The sequence below is a fragment of the Citrobacter sp. Cpo148 genome (assembly GCF_030332375.1).
Lineage (GTDB): Bacteria > Pseudomonadota > Gammaproteobacteria > Enterobacterales > Enterobacteriaceae > Citrobacter > Citrobacter portucalensis.
The window spans coordinates 52,070-67,006 of the sequence record NZ_JAOWHY010000049.1; the positions used below are offsets into that span (position 1 = coordinate 52,070).

14 protein-coding genes are annotated in these 14,937 nt (G+C 50.1%); 5 read left to right on the forward strand and 9 right to left on the reverse strand.

All coding sequences use genetic code 11. From position 1 onward, the window contains the following. Window positions 1-92: 92 nt before the first annotated feature. The 6 genes from OGY10_RS20495 to OGY10_RS20520 form a co-directional block, all read right to left on the reverse strand. The gene (locus OGY10_RS20495; protein WP_167820175.1) at window positions 93-1,349 is read right to left on the reverse strand and encodes a nucleoside permease; all 1,257 of its coding nucleotides are present in this window, start codon (window positions 1,347-1,349) and stop codon (window positions 93-95) included. A 57-nt stretch (window positions 1,350-1,406) separates the two neighbouring features. Further along, on the reverse strand, window positions 1,407-2,240 hold the full coding sequence (gene xapA, locus OGY10_RS20500; protein ID WP_008785395.1) for a xanthosine phosphorylase: 834 nt from the start codon (window positions 2,238-2,240) through the stop codon (window positions 1,407-1,409). Between the two features lie 325 nt (window positions 2,241-2,565). Beyond that, complete coding sequence (locus OGY10_RS20505) at window positions 2,566-2,835, reverse strand: YdgH/BhsA/McbA-like domain containing protein (protein WP_008785396.1); 270 nt, start codon at window positions 2,833-2,835, stop codon at window positions 2,566-2,568. 230 nt (window positions 2,836-3,065) lie between these two features. Then, window positions 3,066-3,461 (reverse strand): DUF302 domain-containing protein, encoded by a 396-nt coding sequence (locus OGY10_RS20510; protein ID WP_048234776.1) that lies wholly within the window; start codon window positions 3,459-3,461, stop codon window positions 3,066-3,068. A 77-nt stretch (window positions 3,462-3,538) separates the two neighbouring features. Next, window positions 3,539-4,630, reverse strand: coding sequence for a YVTN family beta-propeller repeat protein (locus OGY10_RS20515; protein ID WP_100272055.1), 1,092 nt, complete (start codon window positions 4,628-4,630; stop codon window positions 3,539-3,541). A 428-nt stretch (window positions 4,631-5,058) separates the two neighbouring features. Further along, on the reverse strand, window positions 5,059-5,985 hold the full coding sequence (locus tag OGY10_RS20520) for a LysR family transcriptional regulator (protein ID WP_003834913.1): 927 nt from the start codon (window positions 5,983-5,985) through the stop codon (window positions 5,059-5,061). Between the two features lie 89 nt (window positions 5,986-6,074). On the opposite strand from OGY10_RS20520, the gene OGY10_RS20525 reads away from it, so the two are divergent. Continuing rightward, on the forward strand, window positions 6,075-7,073 hold the full coding sequence (locus OGY10_RS20525) for a bile acid:sodium symporter family protein (protein ID WP_100272054.1): 999 nt from the start codon (window positions 6,075-6,077) through the stop codon (window positions 7,071-7,073). On the opposite strand, the gene OGY10_RS20530 is transcribed toward OGY10_RS20525, so the two are convergent. The 3 genes from OGY10_RS20530 to zipA form a co-directional block, all read right to left on the reverse strand. Continuing rightward, window positions 7,070-7,288, reverse strand: coding sequence for a DUF3820 family protein (locus OGY10_RS20530; RefSeq protein ID WP_003038102.1), 219 nt, complete (start codon window positions 7,286-7,288; stop codon window positions 7,070-7,072). The two genes, OGY10_RS20525 and OGY10_RS20530, sit on opposite strands and share 4 nt — an antisense overlap. A gap of 1 nt (window position 7,289) precedes the next feature. Next, the gene (gene ligA, locus OGY10_RS20535) at window positions 7,290-9,305 is read right to left on the reverse strand and encodes an NAD-dependent DNA ligase LigA (RefSeq protein WP_060683464.1); all 2,016 of its coding nucleotides are present in this window, start codon (window positions 9,303-9,305) and stop codon (window positions 7,290-7,292) included. A gap of 71 nt (window positions 9,306-9,376) precedes the next feature. Next, window positions 9,377-10,390, reverse strand: coding sequence for a cell division protein ZipA (gene zipA, locus OGY10_RS20540; protein WP_100272053.1), 1,014 nt, complete (start codon window positions 10,388-10,390; stop codon window positions 9,377-9,379). A 230-nt stretch (window positions 10,391-10,620) separates the two neighbouring features. Between zipA and cysZ the strand changes: the two genes are divergently transcribed. The 4 genes from cysZ (at window position 10,621) to ptsI (ending at window position 14,931) form a co-directional block, all read left to right on the forward strand. Further along, on the forward strand, window positions 10,621-11,382 hold the full coding sequence (cysZ, locus tag OGY10_RS20545) for a sulfate transporter CysZ (protein WP_057066948.1): 762 nt from the start codon (window positions 10,621-10,623) through the stop codon (window positions 11,380-11,382). A 163-nt stretch (window positions 11,383-11,545) separates the two neighbouring features. Beyond that, entirely contained in the window at window positions 11,546-12,517 is a 972-nt protein-coding gene (gene cysK, locus OGY10_RS20550) for a cysteine synthase A (protein WP_003038091.1), read from the forward strand. A 383-nt stretch (window positions 12,518-12,900) separates the two neighbouring features. Then, complete coding sequence (gene ptsH, locus OGY10_RS20555; protein ID WP_002913505.1) at window positions 12,901-13,158, forward strand: phosphocarrier protein Hpr; 258 nt, start codon at window positions 12,901-12,903, stop codon at window positions 13,156-13,158. A gap of 45 nt (window positions 13,159-13,203) precedes the next feature. Continuing rightward, window positions 13,204-14,931 carry a phosphoenolpyruvate-protein phosphotransferase PtsI gene (gene ptsI, locus OGY10_RS20560; protein ID WP_008785405.1) on the forward strand — a complete coding sequence of 576 codons (1,728 nt, stop codon included), beginning with the start codon at window positions 13,204-13,206 and terminating at the stop codon, window positions 14,929-14,931. Window positions 14,932-14,937 lie beyond the last annotated feature (6 nt).

Genomic DNA, 14,937 nt, shown 5'->3' on the forward strand with positions numbered 1-14,937 from the left:
TGCGCTCCTGAAATAAGGATAATGCGCAAAGTTACCACATTGCCTCGCAGAAAATGAAACGGCGGGTATCAGAACCCGCCTCCAATGGAGTGTTAATGTGCCGGTGATTTCTGTGCCAGTCGTTCAGGCTCATGCTTGTACTTAAAGAACAATGCAAAGATAACCGCCAGAGCCAGCGCATACGCGGAAAACACCAGCCAGATAGTTTGCCAATCCTTGACGCCATCGACAGAAAAATAGTCCACCGCCATACCACTCAGAATTGATCCCACCCACGCGCCAACGCCGTTTACCATCGTCATAAACAGCCCCTGCGCGCTGGCGCGAATGTTAGAGCTAACCTCCTGCTCGACAAATACCGATCCCGAGATATTGAAGAAATCAAACGCACAGCCGTAGACGATCATCGACATCAGCAGCAGCACAAAACCAAACGGCGACGGATCGCCAAAGGCAAAGAAGCCAAAGCGCAGCGTCCATGCCAGCATGCTCATCAGCATCACCGTTTTAATGCCAAAGCGTTTAAGGAAGTACGGAATAGTGAGAATAAAGCCCACCTCCGCCATCTGTGAAACGGAAAGCAATATGGAGGGGTACTTCACCACAAAGCTGTCGGCAAATTCCGGGTTACGGGCAAAATCATGCAGGAACGGATTGCCAAAGACGTTGGTGATTTGCAACACCGCCCCCAGCATCATCGCAAACAAAAAGAAGATTGCCATCTGCGGTTTTTTAAACAGAACAAAGGCGTCCAGACCGAGCTTGCTGGCAAGCGTGGTGTTTGCTTTCTTCTCAGCAACCGGGATTTTCGGCAACGTAAGCGCATACAGAGCCAGCAGCAGCGATGCGCCTGAAGCGATATACAACTGCGCGCTGCTCAGTTCCAGTCCCATCAAGCTGACAGTCCACATCGCCACAATAAACCCAATGGTGCCAAACACACGAATTGGCGGGAACGCGGTGACCGGATCCTGACCCGATTGTGCCAGGCACGAGTATGAGACGCTATTCGATAACGCAATCGTCGGCATATACGCCATTGCGTTAACCAGCATCACCCAAAACATAGTCTGCGGATCAGTAACGGTTGTGGCATATAGCAACACGCCCGCACACACCAGATGACAAAGCATATAGGCGCGATCGGCGCGTAGCCATTTATCGGCAATGATGCCCATAATGCCCGGCATGATAATCGCCGCCAGCCCTTTCGAACTGTAGACCATACCCACATTCGCGCCGGTAAAATCCAGGGTATTAATCATGTAGGAACCCAGGGTTACCAACCAGCTTCCCCAGATGAAATATTGCAAAAACGACATGAGCTTTAAGCGAGATGCGATACCCATTTTTCCGTTACCTTGCCATAAAGTAAGACCCCGCAAGCGGGGTCATTTTTTAGTTATTCAGGCCAGTTTGCGCAAGAATCCGCAGATCAAATTGATGAAATTCTGCCGGGAGAGTTCCGCCGCAGCCAGCGTCTGCGCGTGAGATAATTTAACATCACCCAGACCTTCCGCCAGGTTGGTGATGGCCGCCACCGCAACCACTTTCAAACCGCAGTGGCGCGCAGAGATAACTTCAGGCACCACCGACATCCCCACCACGTCACCACCGATAATTTGCATCATGCGGATTTCTGCCGCGGTTTCAAAGTTCGGCCCCGGATAAGAGACAAAAACCCCTTCACTCAGCGGGAATCCTTCCTCAGCGGCAACAGTTTGCAGGATCGCGCGGTAGTCAGCATCATAGGCATTCGCCAGTGAAAAGAATCGCTCGCCAAAACGCTCATCGTTTGGCCCTACCATCGGCGTACCCGGCATCGTATTGATGTGATCGCTAAGCGCAACGAGGCTACCCGGTCCGACTTCGGGACGCAAAGAGCCTGCAGCATTGGTGCAAAACAGCAGCTCACAGCCCAGCAGCTTCAGCGTACGAATGGCATCCGTCATCACCGTCATACCGCGACCTTCATAGAAATGTCCACGTCCTTTCATACAGGCCACCGGAATTCCCGCCAGATTTCCCAACACCAGTTCACCAGCATGACCGTGTACGGTACTCACCGGGAACCCTGGTAGTTTCTCGTAAGAGATGGCAACCGCATCCTCAATTTGATCCGCCAACGCCCCCAGGCCTGAGCCGAGGATAAAGGCTACGCGCGGCGTAAAATCCGGTTTGTAACCACGAATGATATCAGCGCTATACCAGGGATTTTGCGAGAAAAGAGAGTGGCTCATGAGATGTCCTTAATACTGAGTAATCGAAATAACGTAGCGTACCGCATTGTTATAGCGAGACTACGCAATCGATTACCAATACCGTTTATCCCGATAACCGATAGTAAATCGGTATAGATGGCACGTGCTAAATCGGCCTGAACTCACATTTTTTTTCTGCCAGAAATGGCAAGGAGTACCAACACATCAGGAATTCGTCAGACGAGTGGGCTGACAAAGCCCGCCTTGCAAATGACTGACTAACATTTGTTGATTATTAATAAGCGAAAGCAGGTACAACAACGCACTTTCGCTAATCAATAATTAAAACGGGGGAAACTGCTGTTTACTTCTTATAGAGTTCGCTGGTCACTACAGCCTGAGAACCATTGCCTATAGAAGAGAAGTTCTTAATAACAAAGAAATCAGCACCTTCTTTATCTGCCATTTTCGAAATTTTGTGCATACATTGATTTACCGTATTTTCCGTTACGGTGATTGACTTGACATGCTTTAAACTATTGGCTTCTTGTTGCGAGATTTCTGTAGCAGCAAAGGCAGACAGACTGAGAAAACACAAAGAAGCGGCCAATGATGTGACTAATGTCTTTTTCATAACTATCCTCATAACTTACATATTAATATTTGAGCGTCAAGATATACTCTTCACATAATATTGCAAACAAAAAATCTTCTATTTATAAAATAGACGAACCGACAAACATTGAAGAGTAATGAACATCATATGTATTATTCAATAGGTTTATTATAGCGGGTTAAACACTTGCATAATAAACGCAGAAAAATAACACTAAATATCCACGAGGCATTTAGTGTTATTTGCAATTAATTACCGGCCACTTCGTTAAGAAGGGTTGTCAGGATGCTAACTGGAGCAACAATATTATGTGCAACATCATAGTCAAACTCCAGAACAGTACTTGCATCCTGATAATCTATATGGGTATCACCATTGTCATCCTGCCAAATAACTACCCGTAGGGGTAACTCTATTGCCGCATGAGGATTTGCTTGCATGGCAGGAGTACCACCCTTTGGGTTACCAAACAGAAATAACATCGTCGGTCGCAGAGCAAGACCTACTTCCGTTGCCGCTTGCTGTTGATCAACCTGCACAAAAATACGAATATTTTTAGCATTCAATACGCTGACGAGTCTGTTTACAGTATCATCAAAATTGAACTTACTAGGCAGCGTTTTTGTCCGCTCCGGCTTTCTCATCTGTCGTTCCTTTATTTATAGAATATTCATGAAAATACCCGCCAGCGAATGACGGGTATTGATAAATGCTAGCACAGTTATTTAGGCGTCACTTCGACAGAGCCCCAGCTGATACCATTTGGGTTGTTGTCTACCGGGAGCGTGTTCACTACCTTACGCTCATTAATGTCAATCATCGAGACAGAGTTTGCAAATGAGTTAGTTACGTAAGCATATTTGCCATTTTTATCGACAACCACGCCATGGGCCCCATTGCCAGTGGTGATAGTTTTCGCTACCGTAATGCTTGCGATATCAATCATGTTTATTGTGTTACCCGGCTTGCTCTTCGAGCCCTGATTGGTTACCAGCATGCTTTTACCATCCGGAGTGCCAAACAGCTGGATTGGTACGGTACCGACATTAATTTTCTTCACAACTTTACGCGTTGCTGTATCAATCACCGCTACAGCGTCTTCACCAGACAGGGAAACAAACACCCGTTTTCCGTCCGGTGAGAAACCTACCTGGGCTGGCATTTTACCTAATGGGATCTGCGCGACTTCTTTATTACTGGCTGTATCGACAACGGATACCGAGCCCCCTTTCATATTCGCGATATAAACTTCTTTACCGTCAGGACTCACTCTGAGGCCATGAGGGAATTTACCTACATTAATTGTCGTTAAATTTTTCAAATGTTCTGCATCAATCACGCTGATAGTGTTATCTGCACTATTTGAGATATACGCCATTTTCCCATCAGGGGTGACGACAACATGCGCAGGGTGTGCGCCAACCGGAAGTTTTGCAATAACCGTATCATTTTCGGCATTAATAACCCAAACTTCGCCATGTTCCTTTTTGCCTGCATGAGAATCTTTGCCCATATCCATTTTCTCAGAATGGGCATCTTTACTCATATCCATATGTTCAGAGCCTGATGAATGTGTCCCGTTAGCACCAAGGTTGGTTACCCAAACTGTTTTATTGTCTGGTGACACCTGAACGTTATGCGGCATTTTACCAACATGTACTTTATCTACAGTCTTTAAAGACGCAGCATCAAGTACATTAACTGAATCTGCACCTTCATTTGCTACATACACTCTGTCTGCTGCAAACGTATAACCAGACCATGCCAGCATACTAATTTGCATTGCAATTAAAATTTTATTTTTTCTTATCATCGCCGCCAATACCCCATTAGTTAAATATATTTACCGGATTAGTTTCAGCAACCAGCTATTGTAGGATTATTTAACATGTCACTAATATTACTCCATCGGGATCGTGTTAATTCTACCTATAACGAGTTACTGTATAAATTGCTTAGTCATTTCATTAATCAATCGCTATACATCATTGTATTAGATACTGCTATCCGTACTTGCGTATAAAGAGTATCAACCTTCCAGCAAGTGGAAGGTCAAGAAAAAAAGTAATAATTTAAAATAGCCTTACAAATCCGCAAGCTAAGCAATTGCCTAAGAATATCGCAGGAGAATTTATAAATATAAAGAGGTAGTCCGGTGCCGGGTAAAAATATAAAAGTTAACGATCAGTTCATCGATACTGAAAGCCAAACTTAACGACATGACAAACACCAGCCATATCGTTAAAGCTGGTACAAAGGATCCCGTGCCCGACCGGCGGTTAATTCACTGGCCTGCATCCGTACTACGTCCCACAGCGCCTGGGCCGCAGTCGATAAAGAACGATTTTTACGTCGTGCCAGCATCAATTGTCGTTCCACAACCGGCGTCAGGCGTTTAACCTGCAAATGGCTGCCCTGTGGCAGAGGAAGCGCCAGCGCAGGCAGCACGCTGATACCAATCCCCGCCTCAACCATCGGGAAAAGCGTGGCAGGGTGACCTATCTCCTGAACGATATTGGCCTCAATGGAAAAGTGAGCCAGTGCCGCATCGATCAACGGTCGACTGCCGGAAGCGTAATCCTGTAATACCAGGCGCTCATGATATAAATCCTGCCAATTTACCCATTCGCGTTGGGCTAGCGGATGATCCTCTCGACACAACAGCAGGAACGGTTCGGATAACACCGCTTCACACTGTAGATCGGTCACAGCACCTGGATCTATCACAATGCCAAAATCTACCTCGCCCTGACGAATACTCTCCAGCACCCACTGTTGCGGACGATCGTGCAGCACAAAATCGATTGCTGGATAAAGCTGATTACTCTGGGCAATACACTGTGGAATAAGGTGAGCAGATATTGTCTGGCTGGCGGCAACGCGCACCGTTCCGGTTAACTGCGTTCCCACCTGGCCTGCTTCGCGCAGCGTGCTGTGCAGTTCATCCAGAATACGTTCCAGCCGCGCCGCCAACTGGTGCCCTGCTTCCGTCAGCACCACTTCCCGCGTTGTTCTATCTAACAACCGCACACCCGTCTGCCCTTCCAGCTCTTTAACGCTGTGGCTGACCGCAGACTGGCTTAAGCCAATGATATCCCCCGCCCGGCTAAAGCTTTTGGCCTGAGCGACGGTAACAAAGATACGGAGCTGACGCAGAGAGTAATTCATCTATTCGATTCATATATGGATGCAATAAATCAATTTTATTTCTCAAACAGAAAAACGCAAAATGTTCCTACCGAATTTCAGGAGCTTTTATGAAACTTTTTCGTATCCTTGATCCGTTCACGATAACGTTGATTACGGTCGTTTTACTGGCGTCCTTTTTCCCGGCCGAGGGTGGCTTTGTACCTTTCTTTGAAGGCTTAACCACCGCCGCCATTGCCCTACTGTTTTTTATGCACGGGGCGAAGCTTTCGCGTGAAGCCATTATTGCCGGCGGTAGTCACTGGCGTTTACATCTGTGGGTGATGTGCAGCACGTTTGTTGTTTTCCCGGTGCTGGGCGTTCTGTTCGCCTGGTGGGCACCGGTAAGTGTTGACCCGATGCTGTACACCGGTTTCCTGTACCTGTGTATTTTGCCAGCCACGGTGCAGTCGGCAATCGCTTTTACGTCGCTGGCGGGGGGTAACGTTGCTGCCGCCGTGTGTTCCGCTTCGGCCTCCAGCCTGCTGGGTATTTTTCTCTCGCCATTGCTGGTTGGCCTGGTAATGAATATACACGGCGCAGAAGGCAGTCTGGAGCAGGTGGGGAAAATCATGCTGCAACTGTTGCTGCCGTTCGTACTGGGACATCTTTCACGTCCGTGGATTGGTAACTGGGTGTCCCGACATAAAAAATGGATCGCCAAAACGGACCAATCCTCCATCTTGCTGGTGGTGTACTCCGCCTTCAGTGAAGCCGTGGTTAACGGGATCTGGCACAAAGTGGGGATTGGTTCGCTGTTGTTTATCGTGGTGGTCAGCATCGTATTGCTGGCAATTGTGATTGGCATCAACGTCTTTGTTGCGCGGAAATGCGGCTTCAACAAAGCCGATGAGATCACCATTGTCTTTTGCGGATCGAAAAAGAGCCTGGCGAATGGGATCCCAATGGCAAATATTCTGTTCCCGACGTCAGTGATAGGAATGATGGTGCTGCCGTTGATGATCTTCCATCAAATTCAGCTGATGGTGTGTGCCGTGCTGGCACGTCGCTACAAGCAACAAACGGACGCATTGCAGGCGCAGCAGAAAAGCCGCGCCGCAAAGGCTTAGAGCGGGCGCTTCAGGGGCTGCACCAGTTGCGTCAGCCCTTCAGTTTTAATCAGCAGCGTGATTTGCATCAGCTCGCCGAGCTTGCCCGGCGGGAATTCATCTTTACGGGCAAACCACAGCAGATACTCTTCCGGTACATCAATCAGCCGACGCCCTTTATATTTGCCAAAGGGCATCACGGTATTGGCGATTTCAACCAGCTGCTCTTTTTCCATCTCAGGCACCCAGTAAGCGGATCATTTCAGCTTCATCGATCACGGCAATACCCAGTTCCTGCGCTTTTGCCAGCTTCGAACCCGCCGCTTCACCGGCAATCACCAGGTCGGTTTTCTTCGATACGCTGCCGGCCACTTTTGCACCCAACTCAGTCAGTCGCGCTTTGGCGTCATCGCGTGACATCAGGCTCAGGCTCCCGGTCAGCACCACCGTTTTCCCCGCGAAGGGGCTGTCGATTTCTTCAGCGTTGATGACCACCGGCGCTGGCCAGTGAATCCCCTGCGCCAGCAGTTGGACGATCACCTCGCGGTTACTCTCTTCAGCAAAGAAATTAAACACGTGGGTCGCTACCACAATGCCGACATCCGGCACTTTTTGCAGCTCTTCAATGGAAGCCGCTTCCAGCGCCTCAAGGGTGCCAAAATGCGCCGCCAGACCAGCCGCCGTGGCTTCACCGACTTCGCGAATACCCAGCGCGTAGAGGAAACGGGCAAACGTCGTTTCTTTCGCTTTTTCCAGCGCATTCACCACGTTTTGCGCCGATTTCGGCCCCATACGATCGAGTCCGGTCAGCTTGCCTGCCGTCAGAGTGAAGAGATCTGCTGGCGTATGGACATACTCTTTCTCGACCAGTTGATCGATAATTTTGTCGCCCATACCGTCAACATCGAGCGCGCGGCGAGAAACGAAGTGTTTCAGCGATTCCTTACGCTGCGCCCCGCAGATTAAACCACCGGTACAGCGAGTGACCGCTTCGCCTTCCACACGCTCAACGTCAGAGTTGCATACCGGACAGTGGGTGGGAAACTCAATTTCACGCGTATCGTCCGGGCGCTCGGAAAGCACGACATTCACTACCTGCGGGATGACATCGCCCGCACGGCGAATGACGACTTTATCGCCAATACGCAAACCAAGACGCTCAATTTCATCCGCATTGTGCAAGGTGGCGTTACTGACCAACACCCCGGCAACCTGAACTGGCTCAAGGCGGGCGACAGGCGTAATCGCCCCGGTGCGTCCAACCTGAAACTCAACATCACGTACGAAGGTCATCTGCTCTTGCGCCGGGAACTTAAAGGCCACAGCCCAGCGCGGCGCGCGGGCAACAAAACCCAGTTGTTCCTGCAACACCATAGAGTTGACTTTGATCACCACACCGTCGATATCGAATCCCAGCGTCGGTCGGTCTTCTTCAACCTTGTGATAGTAAGCAAGTACTTCCTCCGGAGAGTCGCAAAGCGTAACTCTGTCGCTCACCGGCAATCCCCACTCTTTAAATTGCAGCAGACGGCCCAGGTGGGTATCAGGCAGCACACCACCTTCCAGCACACCAACGCCATAGCAGAAGAAAGTAAGCGGTCGCTTCGCTGTGATACGCGGATCGAGCTGGCGCAATGACCCGGCCGCTGCGTTACGCGGGTTAGCAAACACTTTGTTGCCAGTGCGGCGGGCCTCTTCGTTAATTTTTTCAAATCCGGCCTGCGGCAGGAACACTTCACCGCGCACTTCCAGACGCGTCGGAATGTTATCGCCTCGCAGTTTTAACGGGATCGCACGAATGGTGCGCACGTTCGAGGTAATATCCTCACCCGTAGTACCATCACCACGCGTTGCGGCACTGACCAGCACACCGTTTTCATACAGGATACTGACCGCCAGCCCGTCCAGCTTCAGTTCGCAGCACCAGGTTAGTTTATCCGTACTCTTTAGTCTGTCCTGCACGCGCTTGTTGAAGGCGAGAAAACTCTCTTCATCAAACACGTTATCCAGCGACAGCATTGGCACTTCATGGCGAATCTGGCTGAACGCTGCTAACGGGGCGGCGCCAACACGTTGGGTTGGCGAGTCGGGGGTGATAAGTTCCGGATGCTGCGCTTCCAGCTCGCGCAGTTCACGCATCAGGCGATCGTATTCCGCATCGGGAATTTCCGGCGCATCCATCACATGGTAGAGATACTCATGATGGCGAAGCGTGGTTCGCAGTTCTGTCAGTTGTTGTTCGATTGATTCCATATCGCACCATCAATGATAAAAAACCCCCGACAGGCGGGGGTTTAGCAAGGATATGTCACGCCAGAGGAAAATCAGGCGTGAGATTCTTTAACTTCGCGGATGCGGTCCTGATACTCGCGCAGTTTCTGCGGCGTCATCATGCGACGTTGATCGTCGAGCACCACACCACCCACTTCATCGGCAATGTGCTGTGCGGACTGCAGCATCAGCTTAAAGTTTTGCAGCTCGTCACCGTAAGACGGAACCTGCATAAAAATAGTCACGCCAGGGGTGCTGAAATCACCCGTCATTTCGGGGTCAAACGTTCCTGGGTTAACCATATTGGCAAGGCTGAACAGCGAAGGACCGCTGCCATCCGGGCTCAAATGACGATGGAAAATATTCATATCGCCAAATTTAAAACCGGCTTGCTGAATGCTGTTGAGCAGCACTTCACCGTTGAGCTCACTACCGTGATGCGCCGCAACGTTCATAATAATGACCGCTTCTTTACGCTGCGGTTTTTCAGCAACAGGCGCTTCTTCAACTACCGGCTCAGGCTGCGGTTGATGTTCAACGGCAGGCTCTGCGGGCTGGAAAGCCTGCGGCGCAGGTTGCGGTGCTTGCTGCACGGGCTGCTGAACCTGCGGAGCAACGGGCTGATGCTGCATCGGCTGCTGCACAGGTTGTTGCTGAACAGGCTGATGCTGCACCGGCTGCTGCGGTTGTACAGGCTGCGGCTGCTGCTGAGCATGCGGCGGCGGTACCGGCGCTTGTGCAGGCTGCGGCGCGGGTTGACGCGGCTGAGCAGACGCATAAGGCGGCTGGTACTGGTGTTGCGGCGACTGAGGAGGAACACCATGTTCCTGCGCGTTACCGGGAGCATGATTCACACGATGAACGCGAACTTCGCCCACGCCTTCGTCTTCCTCGACGTTGTCGTCGAACGAATCCTCGTCTTCACGTTTAGACTTCATGCGTTTCAGTGGGCGATCGCGGAATATAGAAGACCGCTCTTTACGGCTAGTCCAAAAACCATGTACCAGTAAAGCGATTATGGCGATCGCGCCAACAATGATTAATATCAGACGCAAATCCTGCATCATTATATTCTCTGTTGTTCTAACACCTTGCCACCACGGCAAACATTTACTCACTAAGAGTATTTGTCGATTACGCCAAGTGCAAGTGCACTCTTGGCTTTCACGGCATAAAGATGAACAAAATTGTGCTTTTTGCTGTTTTTTCGAACATTTCTGAACAGCTTAACGCTCAACAACCCGGTAAGATACGCAAAGTTTACCAGAGCTTATATAACAAGGAGTATGTCCTGACCATGGTTTCATCATCTGCAGTCGTACCTCGCAGCGGCCTTTATTACTTTTCACAGGGATGGAAGCTCATCACCCAACCGGGCATTCGTCGCTTTGTCATCCTGCCTTTGCTGGTGAATATCCTGCTGATGGGCGGCGCATTCTGGTGGCTATTCACACAACTCGATAGCTGGATCCCCGCGCTGATGAGTCACGTCCCTGACTGGCTTCAGTGGCTCAGCTACTTGCTGTGGCCGATTGTCACTATCTCCGTACTACTGGTGTTCGGCTACCTGTTTTCCACCATAGCCAACTGGATTGCCGCGCCGTTTAACGGTCTGCTGGCAGAACAGCTGGAAGCACGCTTAACGGGCGCAACACCGCCTGACACCGGCGTTCTCGGCATCATGAAAGATGTTCCCCGTATTATGAAACGTGAATGGCAAAAGCTGGCGTGGTATCTCCCGCGCGCCGTCGTGTTGCTGATCCTCTATTTCATTCCGGGTATTGGTCAGACCGTAGCCCCGGTGCTGTGGTTCCTGTTCAGCGCGTGGATGCTGGCCATTCAGTACTGCGATTATCCGTTTGATAACCATAAGGTGCCTTTTAAGGAGATGCGCGTCGCGCTGCGCACACGCAAGGTCACCAATATGCAATTTGGCGCATTGACCAGCCTGTTCACCATGATTCCGGTGCTCAATCTGTTCATCATGCCGGTCGCGGTTTGTGGTGCCACGGCGATGTGGGTAGACTGCTATCGTGCTAAGCACGCGTTATGGAAGTAATGCAAAAATGTGTAAAAGCGGGCTGGCTTATGCCCGCTCTTATTCCATACTGCAACGCATTATTTCCTGGTGGCATATAGATATACGAATTCCTTACTTCCCCATACTTTCTCAACAGGTATGCTGAAGCGGTATCCCAATTTCATACAGTTAAGGACAGGCCATGAGTAAGATTTTTGAAGACAACTCGCTGACTATCGGTCATACGCCGCTGGTTCGACTGAACCGTATCGGTAACGGACGCATTCTGGCGAAGGTGGAATCACGCAACCCAAGCTTTAGCGTCAAATGCCGTATCGGTGCCAACATGATTTGGGATGCCGAAAAACGTGGTGTACTGAAACCGGGTGTAGAGCTGGTCGAACCAACCAGCGGCAACACAGGGATTGCGCTGGCCTACGTTGCCGCAGCTCGCGGTTACAAACTGACTCTGACCATGCCTGAAACCATGAGCATTGAGCGCCGCAAGCTCTTAAAAGCGCTGGGCGCAAACCTGGTGCTGACCGAAGGCGCAAAAGGTATGAAGGGCGCGATTCAGAAAGCGGAAGAAATTGTGGCCAGCGATCCGGAAAAATTCCTGCTGCTGCAGCAGTTCAGCAACCCGGCAAACCCGGAAATCCACGAAAAAACCACCGGCCCGGAAATCTGGGAAGATACCGATGGCCAGGTTGATGTCTTTATTTCCGGCGTCGGTACTGGCGGTACGTTGACTGGTGTGACCCGTTACATTAAAGGCACTAAAGGCAAAACCGATCTGATCACCGTCGCGGTTGAACCTACCGACTCCCCGGTTATCGCCCAGGCGCTGGCAGGTGAAGAACTCAAACCAGGCCCGCATAAAATTCAGGGCATTGGAGCAGGCTTCATTCCGGGTAACCTTGATCTGAAGCTTATCGATAAAGTCGTTGCCATCACTAATGATGAAGCTATTTCTACTGCGCGTCGTCTGATGGAAGAAGAAGGTATTCTGGCTGGGATCTCTTCCGGTGCTGCGGTTGCTGCCGCGCTTAAGCTCCAGGAAGATGAAACCTTTACCAATAAGAATATAGTGGTTATTCTACCGTCATCGGGTGAGCGTTATCTGAGCACTGCACTGTTTGCCGATCTCTTTACAGAGAAAGAACTGCAACAGTAGTGCCAGCATGTTAAAAACGCGTAAAAAAGCACCCTTTTGGGTGCTTTTTTGTGGCCTGCTTCAAAGTTTCAACTCGCCTGGCATTGATTCAGCCCGCCGGAACTGGTATTTAACCAAACTAATTATTTTGATGCGCGAAATTAATCGTTACAGGAAAAGCGCTAGCTGAATCGATTTTATGATTTGGTTCAACTCTTCCTTTCGCGGCATAATGTTTAATGACGAACGAAACGTCAGCGGCAAGAAGTTGCCAGCAACGGATTGCACCGAACTCCTTTTGTGTCGCGTCCAGTTTACGCCGATGCTAACAATACAGGCTAAAGTTGAGCCGCCAGGCTAGACTTTAGTTCCACAACACTAAACCTATAAGTTGGGGAAATATAATGTTCCAGCAAGAAGTTACCATTACCGCTCCGAACGGTCTGCATACTCGCCCTGCTGCTCAGTTTGTTAAAGAAGCAAAAGGCTTTACTTCTGAAATTACTGTGACTTCCAACGGCAAAAGCGCTAGCGCCAAAAGCCTGTTTAAACTGCAGACTCTGGGCCTGACTCAGGGTACCGTTGTCACCCTGTCCGCAGAAGGTGAAGACGAGCAGAAAGCAGTTGAGCATCTGGTTAAACTGATGGCTGAACTCGAGTAAGTTCAACGAGTTCTTTTAAATATCAGTCACAAGTAAGGTAGGGTTATGATTTCAGGCATTTTAGCATCCCCGGGTATCGCTTTCGGTAAAGCATTGCTGCTGAAAGAAGACGAGATCGTCATTGACCGGAAAAAAATTTCTGCCGACAAGGTTGATCAGGAAGTTGAACGTTTTCTGAGCGGTCGTGCCAAGGCATCTGCGCAACTGGAAGCGATCAAAACCAAAGCTGGTGAAACGTTCGGTGAAGAAAAAGAAGCCATCTTTGAAGGGCATATCATGCTGCTCGAAGATGAGGAGCTGGAGCAGGAAATCATAGCCCTGATTAAAGATAAGCACATGACGGCTGATGCAGCTGCGCATGAAGTTATCGAAGGTCAGGCCACAGCCCTGGAAGAGCTGGATGATGAATACCTGAAAGAACGTGCGGCTGACGTACGTGACATCGGTAAACGCCTGCTGCGTAACATTCTGGGTCTGGCAATTATTGATCTGAGCGCTATCCAGGACGAAGTTATCCTGGTTGCCGCAGACCTGACCCCGTCAGAAACCGCACAGCTGAACCTGAACAAGGTGCTGGGTTTCATCACTGACGCGGGCGGACGTACCTCTCATACCTCTATCATGGCGCGTTCTCTGGAACTGCCTGCCATCGTAGGTACGGGTAGCGTCACCTCTCAGGTGAAAAACGACGACTATCTGATTCTGGATGCCGTAAACAATCAGGTTTACGTCAATCCGACCAACGACGTTATTGAGCAACTGCGTGCCGTTCAGGAGCAGGTTGCAACCGAGAAAGCGGAACTCGCTAAGCTGAAAGATCTGCCGGCTATCACGCTGGACGGACATCAGGTTGAAGTTTGCGCCAACATCGGTACCGTTCGTGACGTTGAAGGCGCCGAGCGTAACGGCGCTGAAGGTGTGGGTCTGTACCGCACCGAATTCCTGTTCATGGACCGTGAATCGCTGCCAACTGAAGAAGAACAGTTTGCTGCGTATAAAGCCGTTGCTGAAGCCTGTGGCTCTCAGGCGGTCATCGTCCGTACCATGGACATCGGCGGCGATAAAGAACTGCCGTACATGAACTTCCCGAAAGAAGAGAACCCGTTCCTGGGCTGGCGTGCCGTGCGTATCGCCATGGATCGTAAAGAGATCCTGCGTGACCAGGTTCGCGCTATCCTGCGCGCCTCTGCTTTCGGCAAACTGCGTATCATGTTCCCAATGATCATCTCTGTTGAAGAAGTGCGTGCACTGCGCAAAGAGATCGAAATCTACAAACAGGAACTACGCGACGAAGGTAAAGCATTTGACGAGAGCATTGAGATTGGCGTGATGGTGGAAACACCAGCTGCGGCAACAATTGCGCGTCATTTAGCCAAAGAAGTTGATTTCTTTAGTATCGGCACCAATGATTTAACGCAGTACACCCTGGCAGTTGACCGTGGTAATGATATGATTTCACACCTTTACCAACCGATGTCGCCATCTGTGCTGACGCTGATCAAGCAAGTTATTGATGCTTCTCATGCTGAAGGCAAATGGACTGGCATGTGTGGTGAGCTTGCAGGCGACGAACGTGCTACACTTCTGTTGCTGGGGATGGGTCTGGACGAATTCTCTATGAGCGCCATTTCTATCCCGCGCATTAAGAAGATTATCCGTAACACGAACTTCGAAGATGCGAAGGTGTTAGCAGAGCAGGCTCTTGCTCAACCGACAACGGACGAGTTAATGACGCTGGTTAACAAGTTCATTGAAGAAAAAACAATCTGCTAATCCACG